The organism is Enterobacter sp. AN-K1 (assembly GCF_020971765.1).
Lineage (GTDB): Bacteria > Pseudomonadota > Gammaproteobacteria > Enterobacterales > Enterobacteriaceae > Enterobacter > Enterobacter hormaechei_C.
In genome coordinates, this window is sequence record NZ_CP087390.1 from 3518124 (window position 1) to 3542824 (window position 24701).

At 55.5% G+C, this 24701-nt stretch carries 24 protein-coding genes; 11 read left to right on the top strand and 13 right to left on the bottom strand.

Annotation, left to right across the window (positions count from 1 at the left end):
• The first annotated feature begins 26 nt into the window (after nt 1-26).
• Nucleotides 27-647 (top strand): flavin reductase family protein, encoded by a 621-nt coding sequence (locus LOC22_RS16695; protein WP_003858756.1) that lies wholly within the window; start codon nt 27-29, stop codon nt 645-647.
• Between the two features lies 1 nt (nt 648).
• Nucleotides 649-1503, top strand: coding sequence for a helix-turn-helix domain-containing protein (locus tag LOC22_RS16700; RefSeq protein WP_026094381.1), 855 nt, complete (start codon nt 649-651; stop codon nt 1501-1503).
• A 3-nt stretch (nt 1504-1506) separates the two neighbouring features.
• Here the strand turns inward: LOC22_RS16700 and ptsP are convergent, their stop codons facing one another.
• The 7 genes from ptsP to dcuC all read right to left on the bottom strand — a co-directional run bounded on the left by ptsP (nt 1507) and on the right by dcuC (nt 10208).
• Entirely contained in the window at nt 1507-4002 is a 2496-nt protein-coding gene (gene ptsP, locus LOC22_RS16705; RefSeq protein WP_015571152.1) for a phosphoenolpyruvate--protein phosphotransferase, read from the bottom strand.
• 22 nt (nt 4003-4024) lie between these two features.
• Nucleotides 4025-5065, bottom strand: a complete 1041-nt coding sequence (gene ypdE / locus LOC22_RS16710) for an aminopeptidase (protein WP_045328965.1) — start codon at nt 5063-5065, stop codon at nt 4025-4027.
• Nucleotides 5038-6150 (bottom strand): aminopeptidase, encoded by a 1113-nt coding sequence (gene ypdF / locus LOC22_RS16715; RefSeq protein WP_230239066.1) that lies wholly within the window; start codon nt 6148-6150, stop codon nt 5038-5040. Before ypdF ends, ypdE begins: the two co-directional genes overlap by 28 nt.
• An 11-nt stretch (nt 6151-6161) precedes the next feature.
• Nucleotides 6162-7412 carry a PTS fructose transporter subunit IIC gene (locus LOC22_RS16720; protein WP_230239067.1) on the bottom strand — a complete coding sequence of 417 codons (1251 nt, stop codon included), beginning with the start codon at nt 7410-7412 and terminating at the stop codon, nt 6162-6164.
• Nucleotides 7413-7439: 27 nt separating this feature from the next.
• On the bottom strand, nt 7440-7763 hold the full coding sequence (locus LOC22_RS16725) for a PTS fructose transporter subunit IIB (protein ID WP_017382483.1): 324 nt from the start codon (nt 7761-7763) through the stop codon (nt 7440-7442).
• Between the two features lie 173 nt (nt 7764-7936).
• A complete protein-coding gene (gene rna / locus LOC22_RS16730) occupies nt 7937-8746 on the bottom strand; it encodes a ribonuclease I (RefSeq protein WP_003858741.1) in 810 nt (269 codons plus the stop codon).
• A 94-nt stretch (nt 8747-8840) separates the two neighbouring features.
• Nucleotides 8841-10208, bottom strand: a complete 1368-nt coding sequence (gene dcuC, locus LOC22_RS16735) for an anaerobic C4-dicarboxylate transporter DcuC (protein WP_045328961.1) — start codon at nt 10206-10208, stop codon at nt 8841-8843.
• A 340-nt stretch (nt 10209-10548) separates the two neighbouring features.
• Here dcuC and LOC22_RS16740 point away from each other — a divergent pair, with 340 nt between their 5' ends.
• The 7 genes from LOC22_RS16740 to cspE all read left to right on the top strand — a co-directional run bounded on the left by LOC22_RS16740 (nt 10549) and on the right by cspE (nt 18013).
• Entirely contained in the window at nt 10549-10950 is a 402-nt protein-coding gene (locus LOC22_RS16740) for a hypothetical protein (RefSeq protein WP_063136445.1), read from the top strand.
• Nucleotides 10951-11005: 55 nt separating this feature from the next.
• Nucleotides 11006-11299: a copper-binding protein gene (locus LOC22_RS16745; RefSeq protein ID WP_017694319.1), complete on the top strand. Its 294-nt coding sequence runs from the start codon at nt 11006-11008 to the stop codon at nt 11297-11299.
• An 11-nt stretch (nt 11300-11310) separates the two neighbouring features.
• Entirely contained in the window at nt 11311-12567 is a 1257-nt protein-coding gene (locus tag LOC22_RS16750; protein WP_230239068.1) for a TolC family protein, read from the top strand.
• A complete protein-coding gene (locus tag LOC22_RS16755; protein ID WP_032103118.1) occupies nt 12564-13763 on the top strand; it encodes an efflux RND transporter periplasmic adaptor subunit in 1200 nt (399 codons plus the stop codon). Before LOC22_RS16750 ends, LOC22_RS16755 begins: the two co-directional genes overlap by 4 nt.
• Complete coding sequence (locus LOC22_RS16760; RefSeq protein ID WP_230239069.1) at nt 13760-16876, top strand: efflux RND transporter permease subunit; 3117 nt, start codon at nt 13760-13762, stop codon at nt 16874-16876. The genes LOC22_RS16755 and LOC22_RS16760 overlap by 4 nt, the downstream gene beginning before the upstream one ends.
• 161 nt (nt 16877-17037) lie before the next feature.
• Nucleotides 17038-17613 (top strand): lipid IV(A) palmitoyltransferase PagP, encoded by a 576-nt coding sequence (gene pagP, locus LOC22_RS16765; RefSeq protein WP_032647688.1) that lies wholly within the window; start codon nt 17038-17040, stop codon nt 17611-17613.
• 190 nt (nt 17614-17803) lie between these two features.
• Nucleotides 17804-18013, top strand: a complete 210-nt coding sequence (gene cspE, locus LOC22_RS16770; RefSeq protein WP_002439184.1) for a transcription antiterminator/RNA stability regulator CspE — start codon at nt 17804-17806, stop codon at nt 18011-18013.
• A gap of 219 nt (nt 18014-18232) precedes the next feature.
• On the opposite strand, the gene crcB is transcribed toward cspE, so the two are convergent.
• On the bottom strand, nt 18233-18616 hold the full coding sequence (crcB, locus tag LOC22_RS16775; RefSeq protein WP_017382474.1) for a fluoride efflux transporter CrcB: 384 nt from the start codon (nt 18614-18616) through the stop codon (nt 18233-18235).
• Nucleotides 18617-18683: 67 nt separating this feature from the next.
• Between crcB and LOC22_RS16780 the strand changes: the two genes are divergently transcribed.
• Both LOC22_RS16780 and tatE read left to right on the top strand, forming a co-directional pair.
• A complete protein-coding gene (locus LOC22_RS16780; RefSeq protein WP_032103123.1) occupies nt 18684-19472 on the top strand; it encodes a deaminated glutathione amidase in 789 nt (262 codons plus the stop codon).
• 125 nt (nt 19473-19597) lie between these two features.
• Nucleotides 19598-19801 (top strand): twin-arginine translocase subunit TatE, encoded by a 204-nt coding sequence (tatE, locus tag LOC22_RS16785; RefSeq protein WP_003858723.1) that lies wholly within the window; start codon nt 19598-19600, stop codon nt 19799-19801.
• An 80-nt stretch (nt 19802-19881) separates the two neighbouring features.
• Here tatE and lipA read toward each other — a convergent pair whose 3' ends face one another.
• The 5 genes from lipA to dacA all read right to left on the bottom strand — a co-directional run bounded on the left by lipA (nt 19882) and on the right by dacA (nt 24618).
• Nucleotides 19882-20847: a lipoyl synthase gene (gene lipA, locus LOC22_RS16790; RefSeq protein WP_006809637.1), complete on the bottom strand. Its 966-nt coding sequence runs from the start codon at nt 20845-20847 to the stop codon at nt 19882-19884.
• Nucleotides 20848-21054: 207 nt separating this feature from the next.
• Nucleotides 21055-22008: a YbeF family transcriptional regulator gene (locus tag LOC22_RS16795; protein ID WP_032647690.1), complete on the bottom strand. Its 954-nt coding sequence runs from the start codon at nt 22006-22008 to the stop codon at nt 21055-21057.
• 291 nt (nt 22009-22299) lie between these two features.
• Nucleotides 22300-22941, bottom strand: a complete 642-nt coding sequence (lipB, locus tag LOC22_RS16800) for a lipoyl(octanoyl) transferase LipB (protein ID WP_017382471.1) — start codon at nt 22939-22941, stop codon at nt 22300-22302.
• 94 nt (nt 22942-23035) lie between these two features.
• Nucleotides 23036-23299 (bottom strand): DUF493 family protein YbeD, encoded by a 264-nt coding sequence (gene ybeD / locus LOC22_RS16805; RefSeq protein WP_003858718.1) that lies wholly within the window; start codon nt 23297-23299, stop codon nt 23036-23038.
• Between the two features lie 107 nt (nt 23300-23406).
• Entirely contained in the window at nt 23407-24618 is a 1212-nt protein-coding gene (dacA, locus tag LOC22_RS16810; RefSeq protein ID WP_003858714.1) for a D-alanyl-D-alanine carboxypeptidase DacA, read from the bottom strand.
• Nucleotides 24619-24701 lie beyond the last annotated feature (83 nt).

Here is a 24701-nt window from a genome sequence, read left to right on the forward strand (position 1 = left end):
TGCAGCCCCAGCGTAGAGAGAGCGATATGTACTTTTACCAACCGTCTCAGGGGCACGGCCTGCCGCACGACCCTCTGAACGCCATTATCGGTCCACGTCCGATTGGCTGGATCTCATCCTGTGATAAGGCCGGTCAACTGAACCTTGCCCCGTACAGCTTCTTTAACTGCTTTAACTATCGCCCACCGATCATTGGTTTTTCAAGCAACGGCTGGAAGGATAGCGTGCGGAATATTACCGAAACGGGGGAGTTTGTCTGGAACCTCGCAACGCGGGATCTGGCCGAGGCGATGAATGAAACCTCCGCCACGCTCCCACATGGCGAGGATGAATTTACCTTTGCCGGCCTGACGCCCGTAGCCAGCCAGCTTGTGAGCTCGCCGCGCGTGGCGGAAAGCCCGGTGAATTTCGAGTGTCGATTGTCACAGTGCATTCAACTTACCGGCGCGGATGGGACGCCGATTGATACCTGGCTGGTGCTCGGCGAAGTCGTGGGCGTCCATATCGCCGAGAGTTTGCTGGAAGAGGGGATTTACCAGACCGCGAAAGCGCAGCCCATTCTGCGTGCGGGTGGACCTACAGCCTACTACGCCATCAGTGACAGCCATCGCTTCGACCTGGTACGCCCGGATGCGCGCAGGGGGTGATATGCGCGCAACCCTGTTGCCCGCCGATCAGCAGTTTTTTGCCGATCTGTTGAGCGGCCTGGTGCTCAACCCACAGCAGCTGGGGCGAGTCTGGTTTGCTCAACGTGGCGCGTCTGACGCTGTCGGAAGCGTGAGCCGCGACTGGCCACGGCTTGATGTCGTTCTTCGCGGGGAATATGGCAACAGACTGGTTACCGGGCAGCAGACCCTCTGCCAGGGGGAAATGCTGTTTCTTCCCGCCCAGGCCGCCAGCGTCCCGGTGTTTGAACGACCGGTCATGCTGCTGAGCATTCTTTTTGCGCCGTCGTGGCTGGGGCTGGTGTTTCATGATACCCGTCACGGGCGATCCGTGCCTGCGCAGCGACACGTTGAGCTTCCTCATCCTGAACGAGGCGAATGTGCTGCGATGCTGATGGCCCTGACACACCTGAGCGCTTCCCCGCAGGATCAGGCCATTATTCAACCGCTGGTGCTGAGCCTGCTGCACTGGTGCCGGAAAGTGGTGTCGTCGCTGCCTGAACCGGGACTGTCGCGCGGGGATTTCCTCTATCAGAGCATTTGTAACTGGGTGCAGGAAAACTATGCTGAATCCCTGTCGCGGGACAGCGTCGCCGCGCTATTTAATATTTCGGCTAACCATCTGTCACGCCTGTTCTCCCAACAGGGGACGATGAGTTTTGTGGATTACGTTCGTTGGGTGCGTATGGCGAAGGCGAGAACCATCCTGCAAAAATACCACCTGCCGGTGGGGGAAGTGGCGAAGCGCTGCGGCTATGCCGATAGCGACTATTTTAGCCGTCTGTTCCGGCGCCAGTTTGGCCTGACGCCGGGGGAGTATCGCGCACGCTTTCAGTGACAGTCAGAACATGATTTCAGCGTTCAGCAGATCCAGGATACTTTGCGGCGTCATTGCTGCAAACAGCGACTCGCGAAACGTTTTATTGACCAGCTTCCGCGCCAGCTGGGAAAAGACCTTCACGTGATTAATCCCTTCCTGAGCGCCGAGCGTCAGCATGATCACCAGCTCGACGTCGCCCAAATCCGACTCCCAGTCAATCGCCTTGTCCAGGCGTGCAATGCTGATGCTGGAGTGGCGTATCCATTGCGATTTGGTGTGAGGGATCGCCACGCCAAACCCGACGGCGGTGGTGACAATCTCTTCGCGCTGCCAGAGATCTTCTTCAAGCTCCAGCGGGTTTTCGGTCCTGCCATGAATCGCAAGATTTCCGCATAAGAACTGAAGCACCTGCTCTTTTGAGGTCAGCGGCTCATTGACCACGATAGTCTCCAGGGCCAGCAAGGGACGCGGCGGCGCTTCCGGTGTGAAATCCGCCAGCAGGGCTTCAATTTCCTCTGCGCTGCGGCTGTCGCAGGCCTTTTCCGCCAGCGCCCGGCAGGTTGCCATGTCCAGCTGACGCAGCTGGGTTTTTACCGCAGGGATGCGCGGCCCGCTCATGCTGAACTCATCTAAGCCCAGACCAAGCAGAAGAGGGAGGTAGCGCTGCTCTCCGCCAAGTTCCCCGCAAATGCCGACCCATTTCCCGTGACGATGCGCTGCGGTGACGATCTGGCGAACCATTCGTAAAAAAGACGGTGTGATGGGGTTATACAGCCCCGAAACGCGCGGGTTGTTGCGATCGACAGCGTAGAGATACTGAGTCATATCGTTCGAGCCGATACTGAAGAAATCCACCTCTTCGCAGAAGTGATCGATGATAAAGCAGACTGAAGGCACTTCAACCATGATCCCCAGCGGCAGGTGTGCGGTGTGACGTAACCCCTGTGAGGCCAGGGCGTCACGAACGTTTTGCAGCTCCTGTTTGATCCATAAAATCTGATCGAGACTGTGCACCATCGGGATCATCAACAGCGCATTGCCGCTGGCGCCTGCGCGTAAGATCGCGCGCAGTTGGGTGCGGAAGAGATCGGCAAATTCGGGATAAATACGAACGGCACGATAGCCGAGGAAGGGGTTTTCTTCCTGGGGAATGTTCAGGTAAGAGAGATGCTTATCGCCGCCGATGTCCATTGTGCGAAAGATGACCGGCTTGCCCTGCGCGGAGAGCAGCACCTGCTGATAGGCTTCGAATTGCTCCTGCTCGTCCGGCGCGGTGTCTCTGTCCATATACAGCATTTCAGTGCGAAACAGCCCGATACCCTGCGCGCCGCAGGTAAACGCCCCGGGCGCTTCCAGCGCGCTGCCGATGTTGGCGGCAATCTCTACCGGCACGTTGTCGCGGGTGAGCGCAGGAAGACCCGCATCTTTGATCTGCTGCTGGTGGCGTCGGTCGGCAAGGCGCTGCGCCACGCTGTAGTAATCATTCACCGCGTCGTTGGGTTCAACGACCAGCACGCTACAGATGCCGTCCAGAATGACCTCTTTTCCCATCAACGGCGCCAGCGAGGCGACCGTTAAACCACTCAGCACAGGCACGGAGGCCGCGCGTGCCAGGATCAGCGTGTGCGACGTCCGGCCTGTTTTTTCAAGTACCATGCCTTTCAGGTACTGCGTGTCGAGGCTGAGAAACTGGCTGGGCGTCAGATCTTCCGCCACCAGAATGGTGGGGGCGCTGAGGGTGAATGCGGAGGTTTGCTGTAACTCCGGCCAGGTAATGTTAAGAAGCTGCTCGCTGATGTCGCGAATATCGCTGACGCGTTCACGCAGGTAGTCGCTGGCGGAGAGCGACAGCTTGTCGCAGATCAGCTCCATGTTACGAATGATCGCCTCCGCAAGGCTTAGCCGCTCCTCGGCGATCAGTCGGCGTATGGTGCCGCCAAACTCCTCATCCTGGATCAGCGAAAGATGCGCGCTGAGAATGGTTTTACTCTCGCCGTCCAGCCCGCGCAGGCGGTGGTTGAGCTGTTCAGCCAGCGTCGCCAGGCTGTGTTCCAGGCGGGTAATATCTTCCGGCGAGGCGGGGATCTGACAATAACGTTTGAGGTTATCGCTCTGCCAGCCTCGCAGAGTGCCAGCCCCGATGCCACTGGCGAGCGTAATGCCGTGCTGAAGGTGGGGAGCAAGCCTTACAAGCGAACGGGGCAGGGGATGCGCAACGTGCGGCGCGTCGCCGGAGGGAATACTGTCGCTGTCGATAAACGCGCCGGTGAGATACGCCTCCAGCACGCGTCGGGCCTGCTCCTCGTCGCTGCCGTTAATTTCCAGCACGCAGCTGTCATTAAACAGCGTACCGGTACTGATCAGCGCCAGCGAGCTTTTGGCATCCGCGTGAGTGTTAAGCCGTCTGTTGATAAAACGGATGTCGCTGCGCCATGCGCTGCACTGCTCTTTTAACGCCCAGGCCGGACGCGCATGCAGGCCGTTGGGCAGTGGGCAGAAAAATTCAATTGAAAGCATACTTCCTCCTGGCCGCGTGAGATCAGCATCTGAAGTCCGTCAGATGATCCACGGTCTCACGGTTCATGCATGCCACAAGCGCGACAAGCAGTTGTTGGGTGTGATGAATGTCTTTTTCGTCGGCAATGGATGCCGCGCAGTGCCCGTGTCGGGTTGGGGGACCAAGCACAAGAGTCGGCACGCCAGTGCCGGAGAGATGGATCGCCCCGCCGTCCGTTCCGCCGTTGCTGAACATGTCTTTTTGCAGCGGGATCCCTTGCGAGCGCGCGATCGTCTCAGCCAGCGCAATCAGTTTGGCTGGGGCGATGAGCGTTTTGTCGTACAGCACCAGCATCGGGCCCGCACCGATCTGGCGATGGTTGGCGCTGCCATAATCGAAATTTTTTGACCAGCAGGCGGTATCCAGCACCAGCGCGATATCAGGATGAATGGCGCGCGTGGCGGTCTGGCCGCCGCGCAGGCCGACCTCTTCACTTGAGCTGGCCACCAGCCAAAGCTCGCAGTCGAGCGGCGTCTGGTGCAGCTCACGCAGCAGCGCGATCAGCAGGTAACAGCCGAGACGATCGTCGAAGGCTTTACCCATCACCCGATTGTGGGGAAGGGTCTGAAAGGGTGTATCGAACGCCACGCGGTCGCCTGCGTCGATACCGGCGGCGAACACCTCCTCCGCCGACGTCGCGCCAATGTCGACATGTAAATTTTCAACGTTTTCTCCTTTCAGATCCCCATCCAGCAGTCCCGGTATTTTTTCCCCGTTACGCGTGGTGATGCGCACCGGCTGAAGGGTACGGGCCATCATGCGCACGTTGCCGATGGGCAGGACATCAATGGCCCCTTCGCGCGAGACGCTACGCACCATAAAACCGACTTCATCCATATGGGCGCAGACCATCACCTTCGGGCCCCGGCTCTGGTTGACGCGGATAAGCACGGAACCCAGCCCATCAAACTGAACCTCTTTATGGTATTTTTGCGCCTCACTGAGCAGGATGTCGCGCACCTCTTGCTCTGAGGCCGCAATGGCGTCTGCTTCGCTCAGGGCGCGCAGTAAATCTCTGTCCACTCTTGTTCTCCCGTCAGTAATAGCCGTTTGTCGAGGGTATAAAGCACCTCGGCGCCCGTTTCCGTCACCAGCACCACATCTTCAATTCGTACCCCGCCCTGGTGTTCAAGGTAGATCCCCGGTTCAACGGTCAGCACCATGCCGGGCTGCAACGGGGTGCGGTCGGTAGGGGAAAAACGTGGATTTTCATGGACATCAATACCAATGGCATGACCGGTGTTATGCCCGAACTGCGGGCCGTAACCTGCACGTTCAATCACGGAACGTGCGGCGCTATCGATCTGATGACAGGAAACGCCGGGGCGGATGGCATCAATGGCCGCCTGTTGTGCCGCCAGAACGATCTGGTACACCGCATAGAGAGGGTGCTCCTCCGGCGGCGTGTTTTGCCCGGCGACAAGAAAGGTCCTTGTCATATCCGAGCAATACCCCTGGTGTTGGGCGCCGAAATCAAGGGTGATCATCTCGCCAGGCATAATCACTTTGTCAGAGGCTTTGCCGTGGGGCAGCGCACCGCGCGGCCCGCTGGCGACAATGGTGTCGAAAGAGGGCTTGTCCGCACCCTCCTGCTTCATAAACCACTCCAGCTCGGCAGCGACTTCACGCTCGCGCATACCGGGCTGAATGAAACGCCGGATGTGCTGTGCGGCGCGGTCGGCAATGCCGCACGCTGCACGGATACGGTCGATTTCGTCAGCGGTTTTTATCTGCCGCAGCGCGTCTAGCGAGGTGCTGCAAAGGTTGGTATTTAGCGTATCGTGCCACAGCACGCCTGTTTGCCAGCTCACGTATTCACCCTCAAAGCCAAGACGGGTGAGATCTTCCTTCGCAATAATCTGATTCACCGCCTGCGCAAACGGGTTCTCCGTGTTAAGCAGGTGCATTTCATAGCCCGCCGCTCGTGAAGCGATATCGCTGTAGTAACGGAAATCCACCAGGATATGTGCCGCGGTTTGTGACACCAGCACATATCCCGAACCGGTTGAAATGCCCAGGTGCGGCTGTTTATTCTGGCGCGAAGAGATGAGCACGCCGTCCAGTTTTTCCGCAGCCAGCCAGGCACGAAGCCTTCTCAGTAATTCCATGGTTCACCCCGTTACAGCGTGTCGATAGCGAGTTTTCCGCGCTTGTGCAGACTGTTACGAATAATCACGACCAACAGCGCGGTGATCGCCGCCCCGACCACAATACTGAGCATGTACGCCCCCAGATTGGTGACCAGCGGCCACGCCCAGATCGCCGATTCAGGGAACCACTGCACGGCACCGAGCGCGGTGGCGGTCATCGCACCCGCGATCGCACCCGCCATATACGCCGGCAGCGTCGCAAGCGGATTTTCCAGCAGGAACGGGATGGCCCCTTCACTGATGCCCATAAAGGCGAGGAACATGGCCGTTTTGCCTTGCGGATAAAGCTGCGGACTAAACAGTCGTTTGCCGGTCAGACGATGGTCAATCAGCGTGGCCAGCCCCAGACCAATGGGCGGAATAACAATCGCCACGGCGCGGGAGGTGATGGGCAGGACATGATCGGTTGTCAGCCCCAGGCCAACAAATCCCGCCGCTTTGTTAATGGGGCCGCCAAGATCAATCGCCGTGGCTGCCGCCATCCCGATGGCATACATCATGGAGCCCGCCTGACCCGCCGCCAGCAGTACGGTCCGCATACCTGCATTCAGCCAGCCGCCAATCGGCGTGATGATGTAATACATCGCCAGCATCACAAACAGCGCCGAGAGGATTGGGATCAGAAAGGTGCTTTTAAAGGCCAGCAGATACTGCGGTACGTTAATACGGCTATTCAGCCATTTGACCAGATAGCCTGCGGCTATGGCGATAATCAGCGCGCCAATAAACGTGGAGGGCACGGGTTTGGTGGCAAGCCAGGTCAGTTTTTCCGCATCAAAGTTCAGCACCAGCGTCGGCTGCGTGGCGACAAGGCCACCGATAAACCCGGCCGGGAAGGCCAGCTTTCCGCCGATAGAGTTGGCGACAAAGGCGGCAAACATCGGGATGGCGAAGCTGAACAGCAGCCCGCCGAACGATTCGGTCAGATAGCCAAATTTCAATACCGAGAGATTGAAACCGGTGAATTTGCCTGAGTTAAGCGCGTCGAGAATACCGGTGTCAGGCGGGATCTCCAGCCAGACGTAGGCGATGAGCTGTGAAATGGCGAGGATAACCCCGCCCATGATAAGCGTTGGCACCATGCGGGATATCCCCGACATAATGTGCTGTGGAAGCTCTTTCCAGAAAGACGCACCGGCGGCAACCGGTGCGGATTTGATGGCAAGTGTGTCACCCGCGTGACTGTCCGGGCGAACCGCGCTGCGTTTTTTAATAGCCATGACGAAAACCCCTGGGTGTGAGGATTATTATTGTTCTGCTGCAATCATCTCTTCGATCTCTTTCAGGGTGCCTGCCGCGTTTTTAATAGCGTCCTGAAGCGTAATCTCATACACGTCGCGCGTTTCGAAGCGCTCATTGTCTTCCGGGGTGATCGCGATGGCGTGGATAATAATGTCAGCGTCGGCAATATCCTGCGGGGTCAGGCGATTCTGGATCCCGTCCGCGCCCTGGGTTTCAATTTTTACCTCATAACCGGCTTCCGTCGCCGCGTCTTCCAGCGCCTGGGCTGCCATGAAGGTATGTGCCAGGCCCATCGGGCAGGCGCACAGTGCAATCAGTTTTTTAGCCATGTGAAATTCCTCCTGTAGATAACGCCATGATTATGGCGGGGAGGTTTCAGTGATGTTTACCGGATTAATAATGCTTTAGCTGGAAAAATGATGCGTGTGAGCGGAAGTGTGAGGTTAATCGTCATATCACGGAAATCAATGAAAAACCGGGCAAAAAGGTGCCCGGCGCAGCATCAGTAACCGGCTTTATCAATGACAAACTGTTTGCCGCAGTTGCCCGGATGCGGCTGTGGCGCAAAGGAGCCGGCAGAGAGCGGGTTGTTGATGGTGCTGGCGTTCAGCGAGATCTGCATCTCGGTCAGATAAGCCGGATTGCCGTGGCAGGTAAGCTTGAACGCTTTTACGCTCTGTTTCCCCCAGCTTTTGGCCACGGCTGCATCGAAGTCGCTGCGGCGGACGGTTTTGCCATAATTTTCCGCCAGAAATTTTCCTGCCGCGCTGTGCTTCACTTCCTGGTTCATGCGCACCATGGTGCCGAAGTAAGCGTCGGGATCAAAACCAAAGCAGACGCCGTGTTTCGCGTATTCATAACGTTCAAGGCAGGAGTTGCCGCCCGCGCCGGGCATCACGCTGTTCAGCTTCGCCGCGCCGGTTAGCGATAGTCCGGTCTCTGCGGCGTCACATTTGCGGCTGGCTTTTGCTTCCGGCATATTTGGAACCGGACGAGTGGCACAGCCGAAGCGCATCCAGCGGCGTTCATCCACTCCGCGAGCGGCAATAGATTTCGGCAGCGCGGGCCATAAGCCGTGGACGGTCAGAAAATCGGTTTTGTTGCTGCTCTCTTTTTGCAGGCGACACTCTTCCGGTTCGTCACGGTTACGTTCGACCATGCTCTGGCAAAATCCGGTTTGCCAGGAAAGGGCCAGAACGTAGCGATCGAAATCGCCGTACTGGGTTGGCTTAAGCGGATCTGCCTGAATTGAGAAGACACAGAGTGCAAGCGCTACTGCGCCAGACGGGATAACGATATCCTTCCTGAACATTTGCTTTCCTGATTGGTTGGGCGCGATTAATTTCTGGGGGTTATTAAAGCACAAAAAGCGCCCGCAGGCGCTTTTTGGAAATCAGGAATTTCGCTTAGGCAGCGCCGGGAAGCAGCACTTCGGTGGCGATAATAACGATAATCAGGCCAACCAGCACCGGCACTGACGTGCGTTTTACCACTTCAAACGGAGAGATTTTCGCCATCCCCGCAACCGCAACCACCACGCCCGATACCGGAGAAATGGTACGACCCAGGTTGGAAGCCTGAAGCATTGGAATGGACAGGTAAGCCGGGTTGATGCCGGAGGAGTGCGCCAGCTTAGGGATCATCTCAACAAAGGCGTAGAACGGCGCGTTACCGGAGCCGGTGGTCATCGCCGCCAGCATGGTCAGCACCACCAGCACCAGCATCAGGATAATGCTGGCCGAGCCGAACGAGGTGGCGATAGAGATCAGGCTCTGAATAAAGCCGATGGTGCTCAGCCCCTGGGCAAACACCCCCGCGGCAACCAGCAGCATCACCACGCCCGCGAAGGCATCCGCCATACCGCGGAAGGCAACTTCCAGACCCGTGAACACTTTCTGGGTATTAAAACCACGAACGAATTCCAGGATGGCCGCCAGCAGCATACAGATCACCAGGATAGTGATGATGTGCAGCTGCGGGCCCCATTTGCCGTCGAAAATAAGCACGCCAATAATCGGCGTGAAGGGCAGGATGGAATAAAACGCCGGGGCGGTAGTGGTGATTTCGCTGACGTCCATCATTTCGTGGCTGACGTTCTCTTTCTTATCGAGATAGCGCTGCCAGAAGAAATGCGCCACGCCCATGCCGAGAATAGCGGTGATGGAGATCGGCAGTGTGGTTTTGAAGGCGAAGTCAATCAACGACATTTCCGCGGCTTTTGCGGCCAGCACTACGTCACCGGAAGTAGGGGAGAGAATAATCGCCGCCGGAGAGGCGCAAATAGCCGCCGCTGCGCCACGGCTGATCCCGACGTTAACCATTACCGGGAACAACGTTGCCATTAACAGCACGCCAAGGCCCGTTGCTGAGGAAACGGCTAATGACATCAGACAGGCCAGGAAATAGGCCGCGACCATCAGCAGATAGGGGGAATTAATATATTGCAGCGGCTTAGAAGCCAGCTTTACCACCATATCATTCGCGCCGATATGGGTCATATAGGCAGCAAATCCGCAGAGCATCATGATCATCATGCCCAGATCGCCGCCGCGGCTCATCAGCAGAATTTTTATATATTCCACAATATCGGTAGCGGTATATCCGGTACTGGCTTCGCTGGCGGGTAAAACCTGATGACCCATTAGCGCGCTAATGATCAGCAGCGTCAGGCCGCCGACAAATAGCACGCCGGTGGCTGAGTAACCTTTAATGATGTAGCGTGCTACACCGACAATGACCACGACTCCAATGAGGAGTTCGAGAAAAGTAAGCATGATTTCCCCTGTATCCTTGCTGCCCGAGAGACAAATAATCAATAAAAAAGAAGCTGAAATGTGCCGAATAAATGTCCAGTCCTTGCTGATTAAAATCAAGAAAGAGACTACTAAAGGCACTGATGACGATATTTTTGCTAACCCTGCGTCATTTATATTAAGACGTTATTGACCTGATGAATAGATATTATATGTCATTAAAATGATGGTGAAGTGTTAAGGTTTTGAGTATTATTTGCCGACAATCGATTTAAAACGTAAATCTCTTTAAAACCACTTCTCTTTCATTCTTTTGCCTGCTTATACTCGGTTCACTTTTACCCTATCCGACGATCTGAATATGCACGCCAGCTGGACATATCGCCTGCGCTTTATCAAAAAACATCTGCTGATGTTTTTGCTGGCGTTTGGCTGGCTGTTGATCCAGAGTCAGGTTGCCGTCGCCTCCCATCAATGTTCAATGGATTTGCGCGGTGAGGTAGCCACCATCCAGCATATGGAGATGATGGCGCAACCGGGGCCGCATTATGCTGCCGGTGCTTCACCGCTGTGTGAAAAACATTGTGTGCCGGATCAGGTACAAAAAGATCCTGCCCAGCCGCATCTGGTGGCGCTGCCTGCCGCCATGACCCTGACCTTAACGACCCCAGAGTGCTCGTCTGCAAGCCATCCTGCGTGGTCCGTTACCCCTCCTGCTGTGGGGCCGCCGGCAACGATCCGCTATTGCCGGTTTCGGGAGTAAAAACCTGTTAATTCGTTGATTTTCATTTACTTAACGTTTAACAGGAGTTTTTTTCATGCGTACTATATTCCTTTCCGCGCTGGTTGGCGCGTCCGTCTCTTTCGCTTCTTATACCGTTCAGGCAAACCAGACCTGGCAGGGCCACGGCGTGGTTCAGTCGATCTCTGACAGCGCCGTCATGCTCCGGCACGAGGCCATACCGGAACTAAAATGGCCAGCAATGACCATGCCGTTTACTTTATCTGCCGGCGCCACGCTGAATGACGCCAAACCAGGGGATGAAGTGACCTTCACGCTTGAGCGTGCGGGTGACGGTTTCCAGATTATCTCGCTGACGCCAGCACGCTAAGCGAGGTCACCATGAAACAACACACACTGAGCCTGTGGCTCGGTGGGGTGTTGTTCGGCCTGTTAACCTCCGCCGCGCAGGCGGAGCCGTGGACGCTCGAACACACCCTGACCGAAGCCCAGCGCTACTCGGCAGAACTCTCTGCCAGCCGTAACGAAGCGCAGGCGCTGGATGCGATGGCGGATTCCGCCACGCAATTACCTGACCCAAAACTGAAATTCGGTATCGAAAACGTGCCGGTACAGGGCAGCAACGATCGGCGGCTGACGCGCGAAGGGATGACCATGCAGAAGGTTGGCATCATGCAAAGCTACGTCAGCTCAGAGAAGCGGGAACGTAAAGCGCAGACCTTTCAGGCGCAGGCGCGAAGCGTGCTGGCAAAATCCGAGGCCGTCCGCGCCGCGCTTCAGCGTGATACCGCCCAGGCCTGGCTGGATCTGGCGCTGGCCCAGCAGGCGCTGAACACGGCCAGAACGCTGGTCCGCGAAACGGAACGCCAGCGGGGCGTGCAGAAGGCGAGCGTCGGGGCGGGAAGCGCCACGCCGGACAGCGTACTGGCCCTGCAAATGATCCTCAGCGCCATGCGCGACAAAGAGACGCTGGCGCAGCGGGATGTGCAGCTGGCGCAAAGCCGTCTGCTGGAGCTTACGGGGCACGCGATTACGGCGGTTCGCGGTCCGCTGCCGCGCTATCAGCGTCTTCCTGCCGATGAAAAAACGTTGCAGGAGGGGATCGTCAGGCACCCGGAAGTGGAGGCCGCACGACGTGAAGCCGAGACCGCGAAAGCGCGTTCAGCGCAATCTGCCGTGGCGGCGATACCCGATGTGGATGTGGAGGTCTATTACGCCCACCGCGCCGAAGGCTATGACGATATGGCTGGCGTGATGTTCAGCGTGGATCTGCCTTTGTTCCAGTCAAAACGTCAGGACAAGGATTACGCCGCCGATGTTTCCCGCTCAATGCAGGCGGTGGATCAACTGACGCTGCTCAAACGTGAACACATTGCCCAGGTGCAAACGCTGGTGGCGCAGTATCAGTCTGCGCAAACGGTGTGGCAGCGACAGCGGGACGAGGTACTACCGTTGCAGCGTCAACGGCTGGCGGTACTGACGGCGCAATATCGCTCTGGACAGTCGGCGCTTCCGGCCCTGCTGGAGGCGCGTCGTGGCGTACTGGATACGGAACTGGCGGTGAACCAGGCGGAGCGCGAAATGGCGCGAACCTGGGCTGCCGTGAACTGGCTGATCCCGCAGGAGCTGGCGCAATGAAAAAAACAACGTTAATGGCGATTGCCATCGCGATAGCTGCCGCTGGCGGCTATTTTGTCGGAAAGAAGCAGACGCATCAGCCGGCTGCGGCTGCACAACCCTCTGAACGTAAGGTGCTTTACTGGTACGACCCTATGGTGCCCGGTCAGCGCTTCGATAAGCCGGGTAAATCCCCCTTTATGGATATGGATCTGGTCCCGCGCTACGCCGATGAAGCACAGGCGGCGTCAGGCGTGGTCATCAGCACTCAACAGCAGCAAAACCTGGGGATGAAAACCGCCAACGTTGAGATGCGCCAGCTGGTTTCGCCGTTCTCGGCCTTTGCCACGGTTGCAACGGATGAACGTAACGTCTCGGTGGTGTCAGCCCCGGCCAATGGCGTGGTGTCAAAATTGTTTGTTAATGCGCCACAGCAGCAGGTGAAAGCCGGAGAGGCGCTGGCGCAACTGTGGATCCCGCAATGGACCACCGCCCAGCAGGAGTATCTCGCGGTTCGTCAGCTTGGCGATGCCGCATTGACCCGCGCCGCACGCGAGCGGCTGGCGTTGCAGTTTATGCCGGAAGAGGTCATTCGTTTGCTGGAGCGTAGCGGTAAGCCGCAGACCACACTCACCCTGCGCGCTGACCGGGCGGGTTATGTGGTGAAGCTGGACGTGCGGGAAGGGGCGCAAATCACCGCAACGGCGCCGCTGTTTGAGATCGCCAGCCTCGATCCGGTCTGGCTGGTGGTCGATTACCCGCAAACGCAGGCGCAGTCTCTGGCAGTGGGCAGCAACGTGGTAGCAACGTCAGAAAGCTGGCCGGGGGAGCAATTCCACGGCACGGTCAGCGAATTGCTGCCGCAGATGGAGGCGACCACGCGAACCCTGAAAGCCCGTATCGTGCTGGAAAATACCGCACATAAGCTGAAGCCAGGCATGTACCTCTCCGTCAGGCGTGCGGAAGAGATGAAAGGCCCGCCGGTGCTGGCGGTGCCGGAAGAGGCGGTGATTAACAGCGGAGAGTCTGCGCGTCTGCTGCTGGCCACCGGGGACGGTTATTTCCAGCCTGTGACGGTGACAACCGGCCTGACGGCGCAGGGCTGGACGGCGATCCTGTCCGGGGTCAAAGAGGGCGATAAGGTGGTGACGTCCGGGCAATTCCTCATTGATTCCGAAGCCAGCCTGCGTAGCGTGATGCCGGAGGTGACGCCATGATTGCCGCTGTGATTCGCGCTTCGTTGCGTAACCGCCTGCTGGTGATCCTGGCCGCGCTGATGATGGCCGGCTGGGGCTGGTGGGCGGTGCAGCGCGCGCCGCTGGACGCGTTGCCCGATCTGTCTGATGTGCAGGTCATTATCAAAGCGAGTTACCCCGGAAAAGCGCCGCAGGTGATTGAAGATCAGGTGACCTGGCCCCTGACAACCTCCATGTTGTCTGTGCCGGGAGCTAAAACCGTGCGTGGTTTTTCAATGTTTGGTGACGCTTATGTGTATGTGCTGTTTGAGGATGGCACCGATCTCTACTGGGCGCGATCCCGGGTGCTGGAATATTTAAGCCAGGTACAGGCGCAGTTTCCGCCAGGCGTGAAGGTGTCGCTGGGGCCAGATGCGACGGGCGTGGGCTGGATCTACGAATATGCACTGATCGACCGTAGTGGAAAACACAGCCTGGCAGATCTGCGGGCCCTTCAGGACTGGACGCTTAAGTTCGAGCTTAAGACGGTACCGAATGTATCTGAAGTGGCAAGCATTGGCGGAATGGTGCGTCAGTATCAGATCGTGGCGGACCCGGCGAAGATGCGCGCGCTGAATATTACCCACAGCCAGCTATCGGGCGCGGTGCAGGCCGCCAATAAAGAGAGCGGCGGCGCCCTGCTGGAGATGAGCGAAGCGGAGTATATGGTGCGGACAACGGGCTATTTGCGCTCGCTGGAGGATTTTCGCAATGTGGTGATCGCCACCCGCGATGGCGTACCTGTCCTGCTGAAAGATGTCGCCACCATTGGCATTGGCCCGGAGATCCGCCGGGGCGTGGCGGAGCTTAACGGTGAAGGGGAGGTCGCTGGCGGCGTGATCGTGATGCGCTACGGGCAGAATGCGCTGGAAACGCTTCGTGCGGTAAAAGCGAAACTGAGCGAGCTGCAAAAAACGCTGCCGCAGGGCGTCGAGATTGTTCCGGTCTACGATCGTTCCACGCTGATTGAGGACTCGGTCAAAACGCTGACGCACAAGCTGCTCGAAGAGTTTGCCGTGGTGGTACTGGTGTGCGCGCTGTTCCTTTTCCACCTGCGCTCCGCGCTGGTGGCGATGGTCTCTCTGCCGCTGGGGATCCTCGGGGCTTTTGTGGTGATGCACTATCAGGGCATTAACGCGAATATGATGTCGCTCGGCGGGATCGCCATTGCCATCGGGGCGATGGTGGATGCGGCAATTGTGATGATTGAAAACATGCACAAGGTGCTGGAGCAGTGGCGGCATGATAATCCGGGCAAGGAGCCCGCGCCGGGGGAATACTGGCGTCTGGCGGAAAAGGCGGCGGTCGAAGTGGGACCGGCGCTGTTTTGCAGCCTGTTAATCATCACGCTGTCATTTATACCGGTTTTTTCGCTGGAAGCGCAGGAGGGGCGAATGTTCTCGCCGCTGGCGTTCACCAAAACCTGGTCGATGGCCGTGGCCGCCGGGCTTGGGATCACCCTGGTGCCGGTGCTAATGGGCTTTTTCATTCGCGGGAAAATCCCGGATGAGAAGGCAAACCCGATCAACCGCCTCCTGATCCGCCTGTATGAGCCGCTGCTGGACAAGGTACTGACCTTCCCGAAAATGACGCTGGCACTGGCATGTCTGCTGCTGATCGCCACGCTCTGGCCGCTGAGCCGCCTGGGAAGCGAATTTATGCCGCCGCTGGATGAAGGGGATTTACTCTATATGCCCTCCACGCTGCCGGGGATCTCTGCTCGCGAGGCATCGCGGCTGCTTCAGCAGACGGACCGCTTGATCAAAAGCGTACCGGAGGTCGCGAGCGTGTTTGGCAAAGCCGGTCGCGCGGAGTCGGCAACCGATCCCGCGCCATTAACCATGCTGGAAACAACCATTCACTTTAAGCCCCGCGAGCAGTGGCGGCCAGGAATGACGCCGCAAAAGCTGGTGGAGGAGCTTGATAAAACCGTGTCGCTGCCGGGTATTGCCAATGTGTGGGTGCCGCCTGTCCGTAACCGCCTGGACATGCTGGCAACCGGGATCAAAAGCCCGGTCGGCATTAAGGTGAACGGCAATAATATTGCCGACATTGAGCGCGTGGCCCGGCAGATTGAGCAGGTGGTGAAGGACGTTCCTGGCGTCTCCTCTGCGCTGGCGGAGCGTCTGGAAGGCGGGCGCTACGTGGATATACGTATCGACCGGCAAAAAGCCGCGCGCTACGGCGTTTCCGTCGATGAACTGCAAAGCCTGGTCTCCACGCTGGTCGGGGGCGATAACATTGGCGAGGTGATCCAGGGACGCGAGCGGTATCCCATTAACCTGCGTTATCCCCGCGATTTGCGTGATAACGTCGACACGTTGCGGGTGTTGCCGGTAGTGACCGCCAGCGGTAGCCAGGTGGCGCTGGGGGAATTGGCCGATATCGTCGTGACGGAAGGCCCACCGATGCTCAAAAGTGAAAACGCGCGCCTTTCCAGCTGGATCTACGTGGACTTGCGCGGGCGCGATCTGAAATCCGCCGTGGATGAAATGCAAAAACGGGTGGAGGAGAAGGTGGTATTGCCGCAGGGCGTGTCTCTCTCCTGGTCCGGGCAGTTTGAATATCTGGAACGGGCGACCGCGACGCTCAAAATAGTCTTACCTGTCACGCTGATGATTATATTCGTCCTTTTATGGTTAACCTTCAGGCGGATATCAAATGTCCTGATAATAATGGGGACATTGCCTTTCGCGCTTATTGGGGGCGTGTGGTTACTGTGGCTGCTTGAATATAATTTGTCAGTGGCGGGGGCCGTTGGCTTTATCGCCCTTTCCGGAGTGGCGGCAGAATTCGGCGTAATTATGGTTCTTTATTTGAATCATGCGCTTGATAAATATCACAGGCTGGAGCCAGAAGGGGAAAATACGGTGCTGATGCGGGCAATCCACGAAGGAGCCGTGCTGCGTGTGCGTCCGAAGGTGATGACGGTCGCCACTATTATGGCGGGACTGCTGCCCATCATGTGGGGCAGTGGGAGTGGTTCAGAGGTGATGCAACGTATTGCCGCGCCGATGATTGGTGGCATGGTAACGGCACCGTTATTGTCGATGTTAGTTATTCCCGCACTCTACAAGTTGTTACACCAACGTTAAATATGTCAACTGCATGTGCTTATTCAGGCATGCAGTTTATGTTTCCTCAGATTATTCCCAGAAACGGGAGGGTAATTAGGAATAACACCGATGCTGTTAAGCGTTCATTCAAGTATTCTGTGTTAAAGTCTGCACCGAATACTAAATATGGTAATGGCACTGTGATTGTACGAATTAAATTTCCCCTGATTTTATTGTTTATTATTGGGCAGTTATCATTTGCGTCTGCTGTTAATGCAGAGAGCAATACAGCGGATAAAGGCTGGTTCACCACCTTCACGGATAACGTCGCGCAAACATGGAATGAACCTGAGCACTACGATCTCTACATTCCGGCCATTACGTGGCATGCACGTTTTGCCTACGATAAAGAAAAAACTGACCGTTATAACGAGCGTCCGTGGGGGGCCGGCTTCGGTCAGTCTCGCTGGGATGAAAAAGGTAACTGGCATGGCCTGTACCTGATGGCGTTTAAGGACTCCTACAATAAATGGGAGCCTATTGGTGGCTACGGCTGGGAAAAAACCTGGCGTCCGTTATCAGACGACAACTTCCGTCTGGGGCTGGGCTATACGGCAGGGTTCACGGCGCGTGATAACTGGAAATACATTCCTGTTCCGGTACTGCTGCCGCTTGCCTCCATCGGTTACGGTCCGGCGACGTTTCAGATGACCTACATACCGGGGACGTATAACAACGGTAACGTTTACTTTGCCTGGATGCGGTTTCAGTTTTAACTGAATTTTTCTGGTAAATCGACCAAAAAACGCACAGACATTGAAATGTAAAGGATAAAAATCGGACAGCGAAAATTAACGCGACTTTTGTCACTTTTTATCAAAGATCCGCTGGACAAAACGCCTCACAATTGTTGTACTGATACCCGACACAGCATTTGTGTCGTTTTTTAATGTAAAGGTAATTTTGATGTCTAAGATTAAAGGTAACGTTAAGTGGTTTAATGAGTCCAAAGGATTCGGTTTCATTACTCCTGAAGATGGCAGCAAAGACGTGTTCGTACACTTCTCTGCAATCCAGTCTAATGGTTTCAAAACTCTGGCTGAAGGTCAGCGCGTAGAGTTCGAAATCACTAACGGTGCCAAAGGCCCTTCTGCTGCTAACGTAATCGCTCTGTAATTCAGACGCGTCAGCAAGAATTTCAAAACCCGCTCAATGAGCGGGTTTTTTTCGTTCTGAATCAACCAATAAGATAGATCTTCAGGAAGCTGGCGACGATCGCGACGCTTAGCAATACCATACCCACGCCTGACAGAGTTTCTTTCATGCTATCACCCTCGTTCAATATTGAGCCAAGAGTGACAGAGAAAAATTAAGCCAACATTAAGGTTGCCGCGCTTAATGTCCGCTGGCGGAGGAAAATAACCAGAATGCGATCGCAGTCATCGCAAACGAGCCAAGCATGTTAACGGCAATGTTGGTCAGCGCCCAGCCCATCCGGCCTTCCTGAAACAGAAAGACCACCTCCGCAGAGAAGGTAGAAAACGTTGTTAAGCCGCCGCAGAAACCAGTTGTAATCAGAACCTTCCACATAGGGTCGATGTTGGTCATACGATTAAACCAGGCCAGCCCCATCCCAATAATAAACGCCCCGATCAGATTTGCCGCCAGTGTCCCCATCGGAATGGCCTGATGCAGGGGGTTAAACCGCATGCTTAAGAGCCACCGCGCAACGCTACCCGTGCCTCCACCAATAAAAACGGCTATAAGTAGTTGTAACACTGTCAATACCTGCTATTTGCTGTGTAAGTGCGTCGAGTGTAACGCTGTTTTTAACCGGGAGACAATTATGTATGTTGCAGTAGGGCAGTTCGCGGTGACGCCGGACTGGAATGAAAACGCGGAAAAATGCGTCTCCCTGATGCATCAGGCGAAGCAAAAGGGGGCGTCGTTGCTGGTACTTCCCGAGGCGTTACTGGCCCGTGATGATGGCGATCCAGACCTGTCGGTAAAGTCTGCGCAAACGCTGGAAGGGGCGTTTCTGAAACGACTGCTGGCCGAAAGCGTTGGCAACACGCTCACCACCATCTTGACGGTCCATATTCCGTCCTCGCCGGGGCGCGCGGTAAACACGCTGGTGGCGATACGTGAGGGTGCCATCGTCGCGAGCTACGCCAAACTTCATCTGTATGATGCGTTCAGCGTTCAGGAGTCGCGCCTGGTCGATCCGGGGAGTGTAATTCCGCCGCTGATTGAGGTCGAGGGTTTTAAGATTGGCCTGATGACCTGCTACGATATCCGTTTTCCCGAGCTGGCGCTGAACCTGGCATTGCAGGGGGCCGAGGTGCTGGTTCTGCCTGCCGCGTGGGTCAAAGGACCGCTTAAGGAGCATCACTGGGCGACGCTGCTGGCAGCACGTGCGCTGGATACCACCTGTTACGTGGTAGCCGCGGGTGAATGTGGTAACAAAAATATCGGGCAGAGCAGGGTTGTCGATCCGCTGGGGGTGACGGTTGCGGCAGCAGCGGAGACGCCTGCGTTATTGCTGACGGAGATAATTTCCGCCCGAATAGCGCTTGCGCGTCAGCAATTACCTGTTCTGCGCAACCGCAGGTTTGCGCCACCGCAATTAATGTGATGTTTTTTTCAACAATGCTTGATTCACCTTGTTACAGATTGCTATTGTGTGCACGCGCCAAATGACCGTTAATACGTTCAGGTTTTTTGGCGGAATGCAGCCTGTTTCATGTAAAGAAGGTATTTATGGGTGAGATTAGTATTACCAAACTGCTGGTGGTTGCCGCACTGGTCGTCCTGCTGTTCGGTACCAAGAAGTTACGCACGCTGGGTGGAGACCTGGGTGCTGCCATTAAGGGCTTTAAGAAAGCAATGAACGATGACGACGCGGCAGCAAAGAAAAGCGCCGAAGATGACATCACTGCACAGAAGCTTTCACACAAAGAGTAATGGCAATGCTGCAAGGCTTGCATAAAAAAACCGGCTCACGAGGCCGGTTTTTTGTTTTACTGTAAATAAATTTTACAGCTTTATTTCACTTCTTCGCCCTTCGCCTGCATATCGGCGTGATAAGAGGAGCGAACAAACGGACCGCACGCGGCATGGGTAAAGCCCATCGCCATCGCTTCGGCTTTCATTTCATCGAACTCATCCGGGCTCACGTAACGCTGTACAGGCAGGTGGTGACGGCTTGGCTGGAGGTACTGGCCCAGCGTCAGCATGGTGACGCCGTGGCGGCGCAGATCGCGCATCACTTCAATGATCTCAGCGTTGGTTTCACCCAGGCCGACCATCAGGCCGGACTTGGTTGGAATATGCGGATGGGCTTCTTTAAAGCGCTCCAGCAGCTTCAGCGACCAGTTGTAGTCTGCACCGGGACGTACCTGTCGGTAGATACGCGGTACGTTCTCCAGGTTGTGGTTGAACACGTCTGGTGGCGTCGCGGTCAGGATATCGAGCGCGCGATCCATACGGCCACGGAAGTCTGGCACCAGCGTCTCAATCTTAATGTTCGGGCTTTTTTCGCGGATGGCGGTAATACAGTCAGCAAAATGCTGAGCACCGCCATCGCGCAGATCGTCACGGTCAACGGAGGTGATAACAACATAACGCAGCGCCATATCGGCAATCGTCTGCGCCAGTTTTTGCGGTTCGTTTGCGTCAGGCGCAACAGGACGGCCATGGGCAACGTCACAGAACGGACAGCGGCGGGTGCAGATGGCACCCAGAATCATAAATGTCGCGGTACCGTGATTGAAACATTCAGCAAGGTTAGGGCAGGAGGCCTCTTCACAGACAGAGTGAAGGCCATTTTTGCGCATCGCCGCTTTGATCCCCTGGATACGCGAAGAGTCGGCCGGAAGTTTGATTTTCATCCATTCCGGTTTTCTTAACAGCGCCTCGCGCTCTGTAGCCACGTTTTTAACCGGGATAAGGGCCATTTTATCGGCATCGCGGTATTTAACACCGCGTTCCATCACAATGGGTTTACTCATAGCGTGCGTGTTCCAGTTGCGAATATCGAAGGAAAGCGTTTCAATTCAAGGGAATGTTGTAATTATCAACTATTTTTGAACGAACGACAGGCAGTATATCATTTAAAGGGGCGATAAAGCAGCCTGCCAGGTCGCCAATTTGTAAAATAGTTGTTGTTTTGTGCCTTTTGCCCCGCTTGCGGCAGGGGCTTGTGCTGAAAGGCGGGATTAGAACGCCTGGCGGATCACGTTAATGACGTTTTCCAGCACCGGATCGCGCAGGCTTAGCTTGTTGTAATGCAGTGAGATTTCAACAGATTCCGTCGTAAGTTGACTCAATGGAATGCTCTCCAGCGGCCAGCACTTTTGAAGCAGAGTGAAGAGACGCACAGGCATAATACAGAGCAAATCGCTGCTGCCAATAAGGGCCGCGAGGGTAAACATATTGTAACTGCTGAAGCTGATCAGACGGTCCGGGAACAGTTCGTCAATACGCTGGCGCAGCGGATCCGGACCCTGCCCCTCGGACATAAAGGTTGCATGTTCGTAATGACGCAAATTTTCAGGCGTCAAAGCTGCGCCCAAAGCAGGATGACTCTGACGACATACGAGCGCCAGAGAGTCGGTATAGAGAACGTTATGCCCTAATGCCCTGGCCGCGAAGCTGTTGCTGTCGATAATAAGGTCCGTCTGGAATTGTGCCAGCTGAGTTTCCGGATCGTTAACGGGCACGTTGCGGATCAGCAGCTGTGGCGCATGCTGTTTAACAGCCTGGTAAATAGCGGGCATGACCAGAACGCCCACAGAGGGAGAGGTGCCTATGGTGATGGTTCGTTGCTTATCGTAACTGCCGGTGAGATCCAGCGCGCCCAGAATCGATTCCAGACCCTGGCTGATGTACTCATGCAGATGGGTGGCGTACGCGGTGGGGGTTACGCCCTGGCCTTTACGAATAAATAAGGGATCGGGAAATATCGCGCGCAATTTTTGAATTGACTGGCTAATAGCGGAGGGCGTGAGATTAAGAATTTTCGCAGCATTAACGATACCTTTGTGGACATATACCGCCTCAAAAATAGTCAATAAATTGAGATCAATATTACGTAAAGTCCGGAAAATTTGCGGCTTATCTTCGCCGCTGGTTTCATTCAGGCGTTTGGCTGGTAAATTAGTAGGCTCCACGCTCTTACTCCGTATCCATTCACAATATGAATGATAGTTGAATTTATTTATTATGCTTGCAGAGATTCGTAAAGTGTTTCGCAAGTTTCCCTTGTTTATCGAAAACAAGCAGTTGGGTGATTATCACGCACGTTACACGATACCCGGTGATGGTACTATTAAGGTTCTAATTAATATGGGACGCTAATATATGGGCGACTCGAAAATATAGAATATGCGGTTTATTGTAAAGCGTAAATGCGGCAATTAAGCAGTGGCTGGTCAAATAACCGAACCACTGTCGGAAGTGTGTTAAGCAGCAATATATTCGTAGTCAGGATTGTTAAGCAGCGCTAAAAACTTCTTCAGAAGCACGGGGCGGATATTCTCAGGGGTGGCGGTATCGACCCACTGGCGCATTTGCGTCATTTCCATACCGGCATACCCGCATGGGTTGATGCGCTGGAAAGGGGTCAGATCCATATTGATATTCAGCGCCAGCCCGTGGAACGAGCAGCCTTTACGGATACGCAGCCCCAGCGAACAGATCTTCATCTCTCCAACATAGACGCCCGGGGCATCGGCGCGAGGGTGAGCATCGATACCGTACTCAGCGAGCGTGTTCACCACGGTTTGTTCCAGTAAGGTCACGAGCTCACGCACGCCCAGCTTTCTGCGTTTCAGGTTAAGCAGGACATACATTACCTGCTGGCCCGGGCCGTGGTAGGTTACCTGTCCACCGCGATCGCTCTGGATCACCGGGATATCACCCGTCATCAATAAATGTTCGGCTTTTCCTGCCTGGCCTTGAGTAAACACCGGCAAGTGTTCAACCAGCCAGATTTCATCAGGGGTGGTGTCATCGCGCATATCGGTAAAGTCATGCATAGCCTGAGAGACTGGCTCGTAAGGCTGTAGCCCAAGATGGCGGACAAGAATTTTATCCTGGTACAAAAGGACGTCTCCGAAGACAAGGGAGAATAGGTAACGGGGAGTATATCACAGCGGGGAAGTGGGTTACCCGGCAAACCGGGTAACCGCAGAGGGACTACAGCACCATACGAACAATTTCGATATTGCCGAGCTCTTCGTACAGCGTCTCAACCTGCTCAATGTGTGTCGCAGTGATGGTGATTGAGACCGAGTGGTAGTTACCTTTGCTGCTCGGTTTGACTGATGGAGAGTAGTCACCCGGCGCATGGCGCTGTACCACTTCAACCACCTGATCAACCAGCTCAGGTTTCGCCAGACCCATTACTTTGTAAGTAAAAGGGGTAGGGAATTCAAGCAGTTCGTTAAGTTTGGTTTTCATGTCAGCTCCGGCGTGTGTATAAAAAATAATAACTCCCGCCACGGGGCGGGAGTTTTACTGATACGTAGTATATGGGGATCAAAATCACACTTTCAAGTGTTCAATTTTTAACCAAACCAGTGATGGAACATCAGCTTAATGTAATCAATGATTTTGCCGAAGAAATTGCCTTCAGGAATTTCCTCCAGCACCACCAGCGGGCGCTGATCGATGGTTTTGCCATCCAGCTGGAAGTTAATGGTACCCACGACCTGATTCTTTTGCAGCGGGGCGTGCAGCTCGGTGGTATTCAGCACGTAGCTGGCTTTCAGATCTTTCATACGACCGCGTGGGATCGTCAGATAGAGATCTTTGTCCACGCCCAGGGAAGCGCGATCGTTATCGCCAAACCAGACAGGTTCAGAGGCAAATTCTTTACCGGCTTTCAGCGGGTTCACGGTTTCGAAGAAGCGGAAGCCCCAGGTCAGCAGCTTTTTGCTTTCCGTTTCGCGGCCTTTAAACGTACGCCCCCCCATCACGGCAGAGATCAGACGCATCTGGCCTTCAGTGGCGGAGGCCACCAGGTTATAGCCGGCTTTATCGGTGTGGCCAGTTTTGATGCCGTCGACGTTCAGGCTGTTGTCCCACAGCAGGCCGTTACGGTTGGTCTGACGAATGCCGTTGAAGGTGAACTCTTTCTCTTTGTAGATAGAGTACTCGTTTGGCACATCGCGGATCAGCGCCTGACCGATCAGCGCCATGTCACGCGCGGAACTGTACTGACCTTCGGCGTCCAGGCCGTGAACGGTCTGGAAGTGGCTGTTTTTCAGGCCCAGGGCGGAGACGTAGCTGTTCATCAGGCCCACGAACGCGTCCTGGCTGCCCGCTGCAAAATCGGCCATGGCCACGCAGGCGTCGTTACCGGACTGCAAGTTGATGCCACGGATAAGCTGAGAGACCGGAACCTGCATGCCTGGCTTCAGGAACATCAGCGATGAACCTTTGAACACCGGGTTGCCGGTTGCCCACGCATCGTTACCGATAGTCACCAGGTCGGTTTCTTTGAATTTGCCTGCTTTCATGGCCTGACCGATAACATAGCTGGTCATCATTTTGGTCAGGCTGGCCGGATCGCGGCGGGCATCGGCGTTCTGTTCTGCCAGAACTTTGCCGGAGTTGTAATCAATCAGGATGTAGGATTCCGCGTCGATCTGCGGAACGCCAGGGATCATGGTCTTGATGTTCAGGTCGTCCGCGTGAGCTGCGGAGAACGCAGCAGCGCAAAGGGCCGTGGTCAGCGCCATGCGCTGCACAAAACGAGCAGAAAAAGTGGTCTTCATGGTCAGAACTACGACATCCGTGATGGAATTAAAAAAAGTGCCTTACTATAGCAAATGCTATACGGGCAGGCATCCGACTTTCA

Bases quoted from the DNA above. Each gene is read 5' to 3' on its own strand.
- LOC22_RS16780 (WP_032103123.1), top strand. From the start codon at position 18,684: ATGTATGTTGCAGTAGGGCAGTTCGCGGTGACGCCGGACTGGAATGAA.
- LOC22_RS16725 (WP_017382483.1), bottom strand. From the start codon at position 7,763: ATGGCTAAAAAACTGATTGCACTGTGCGCCTGCCCGATGGGCCTGGCA.
- ypdF (WP_230239066.1), bottom strand. From the start codon at position 6,150: ATGGAATTACTGAGAAGGCTTCGTGCCTGGCTGGCTGCGGAAAAACTG.
- LOC22_RS16720 (WP_230239067.1), bottom strand. From the start codon at position 7,412: ATGGCTATTAAAAAACGCAGCGCGGTTCGCCCGGACAGTCACGCGGGT.
- LOC22_RS16700 (WP_026094381.1), top strand. From the start codon at position 649: ATGCGCGCAACCCTGTTGCCCGCCGATCAGCAGTTTTTTGCCGATCTG.
- rna (WP_003858741.1), bottom strand. From the start codon at position 8,746: ATGTTCAGGAAGGATATCGTTATCCCGTCTGGCGCAGTAGCGCTTGCA.
- lipA (WP_006809637.1), bottom strand. From the start codon at position 20,847: ATGAGTAAACCCATTGTGATGGAACGCGGTGTTAAATACCGCGATGCC.
- LOC22_RS16695 (WP_003858756.1), top strand. From the start codon at position 27: ATGTACTTTTACCAACCGTCTCAGGGGCACGGCCTGCCGCACGACCCT.
- LOC22_RS16750 (WP_230239068.1), top strand. From the start codon at position 11,311: ATGAAACAACACACACTGAGCCTGTGGCTCGGTGGGGTGTTGTTCGGC.
- cspE (WP_002439184.1), top strand. From the start codon at position 17,804: ATGTCTAAGATTAAAGGTAACGTTAAGTGGTTTAATGAGTCCAAAGGA.
- tatE (WP_003858723.1), top strand. From the start codon at position 19,598: ATGGGTGAGATTAGTATTACCAAACTGCTGGTGGTTGCCGCACTGGTC.
- LOC22_RS16745 (WP_017694319.1), top strand. From the start codon at position 11,006: ATGCGTACTATATTCCTTTCCGCGCTGGTTGGCGCGTCCGTCTCTTTC.
- LOC22_RS16760 (WP_230239069.1), top strand. From the start codon at position 13,760: ATGATTGCCGCTGTGATTCGCGCTTCGTTGCGTAACCGCCTGCTGGTG.
- dcuC (WP_045328961.1), bottom strand. From the start codon at position 10,208: ATGCTTACTTTTCTCGAACTCCTCATTGGAGTCGTGGTCATTGTCGGT.
- ybeD (WP_003858718.1), bottom strand. From the start codon at position 23,299: ATGAAAACCAAACTTAACGAACTGCTTGAATTCCCTACCCCTTTTACT.
- ptsP (WP_015571152.1), bottom strand. From the start codon at position 4,002: ATGCTTTCAATTGAATTTTTCTGCCCACTGCCCAACGGCCTGCATGCG.
- LOC22_RS16740 (WP_063136445.1), top strand. From the start codon at position 10,549: ATGCACGCCAGCTGGACATATCGCCTGCGCTTTATCAAAAAACATCTG.
- LOC22_RS16755 (WP_032103118.1), top strand. From the start codon at position 12,564: ATGAAAAAAACAACGTTAATGGCGATTGCCATCGCGATAGCTGCCGCT.
- dacA (WP_003858714.1), bottom strand. From the start codon at position 24,618: ATGAAGACCACTTTTTCTGCTCGTTTTGTGCAGCGCATGGCGCTGACC.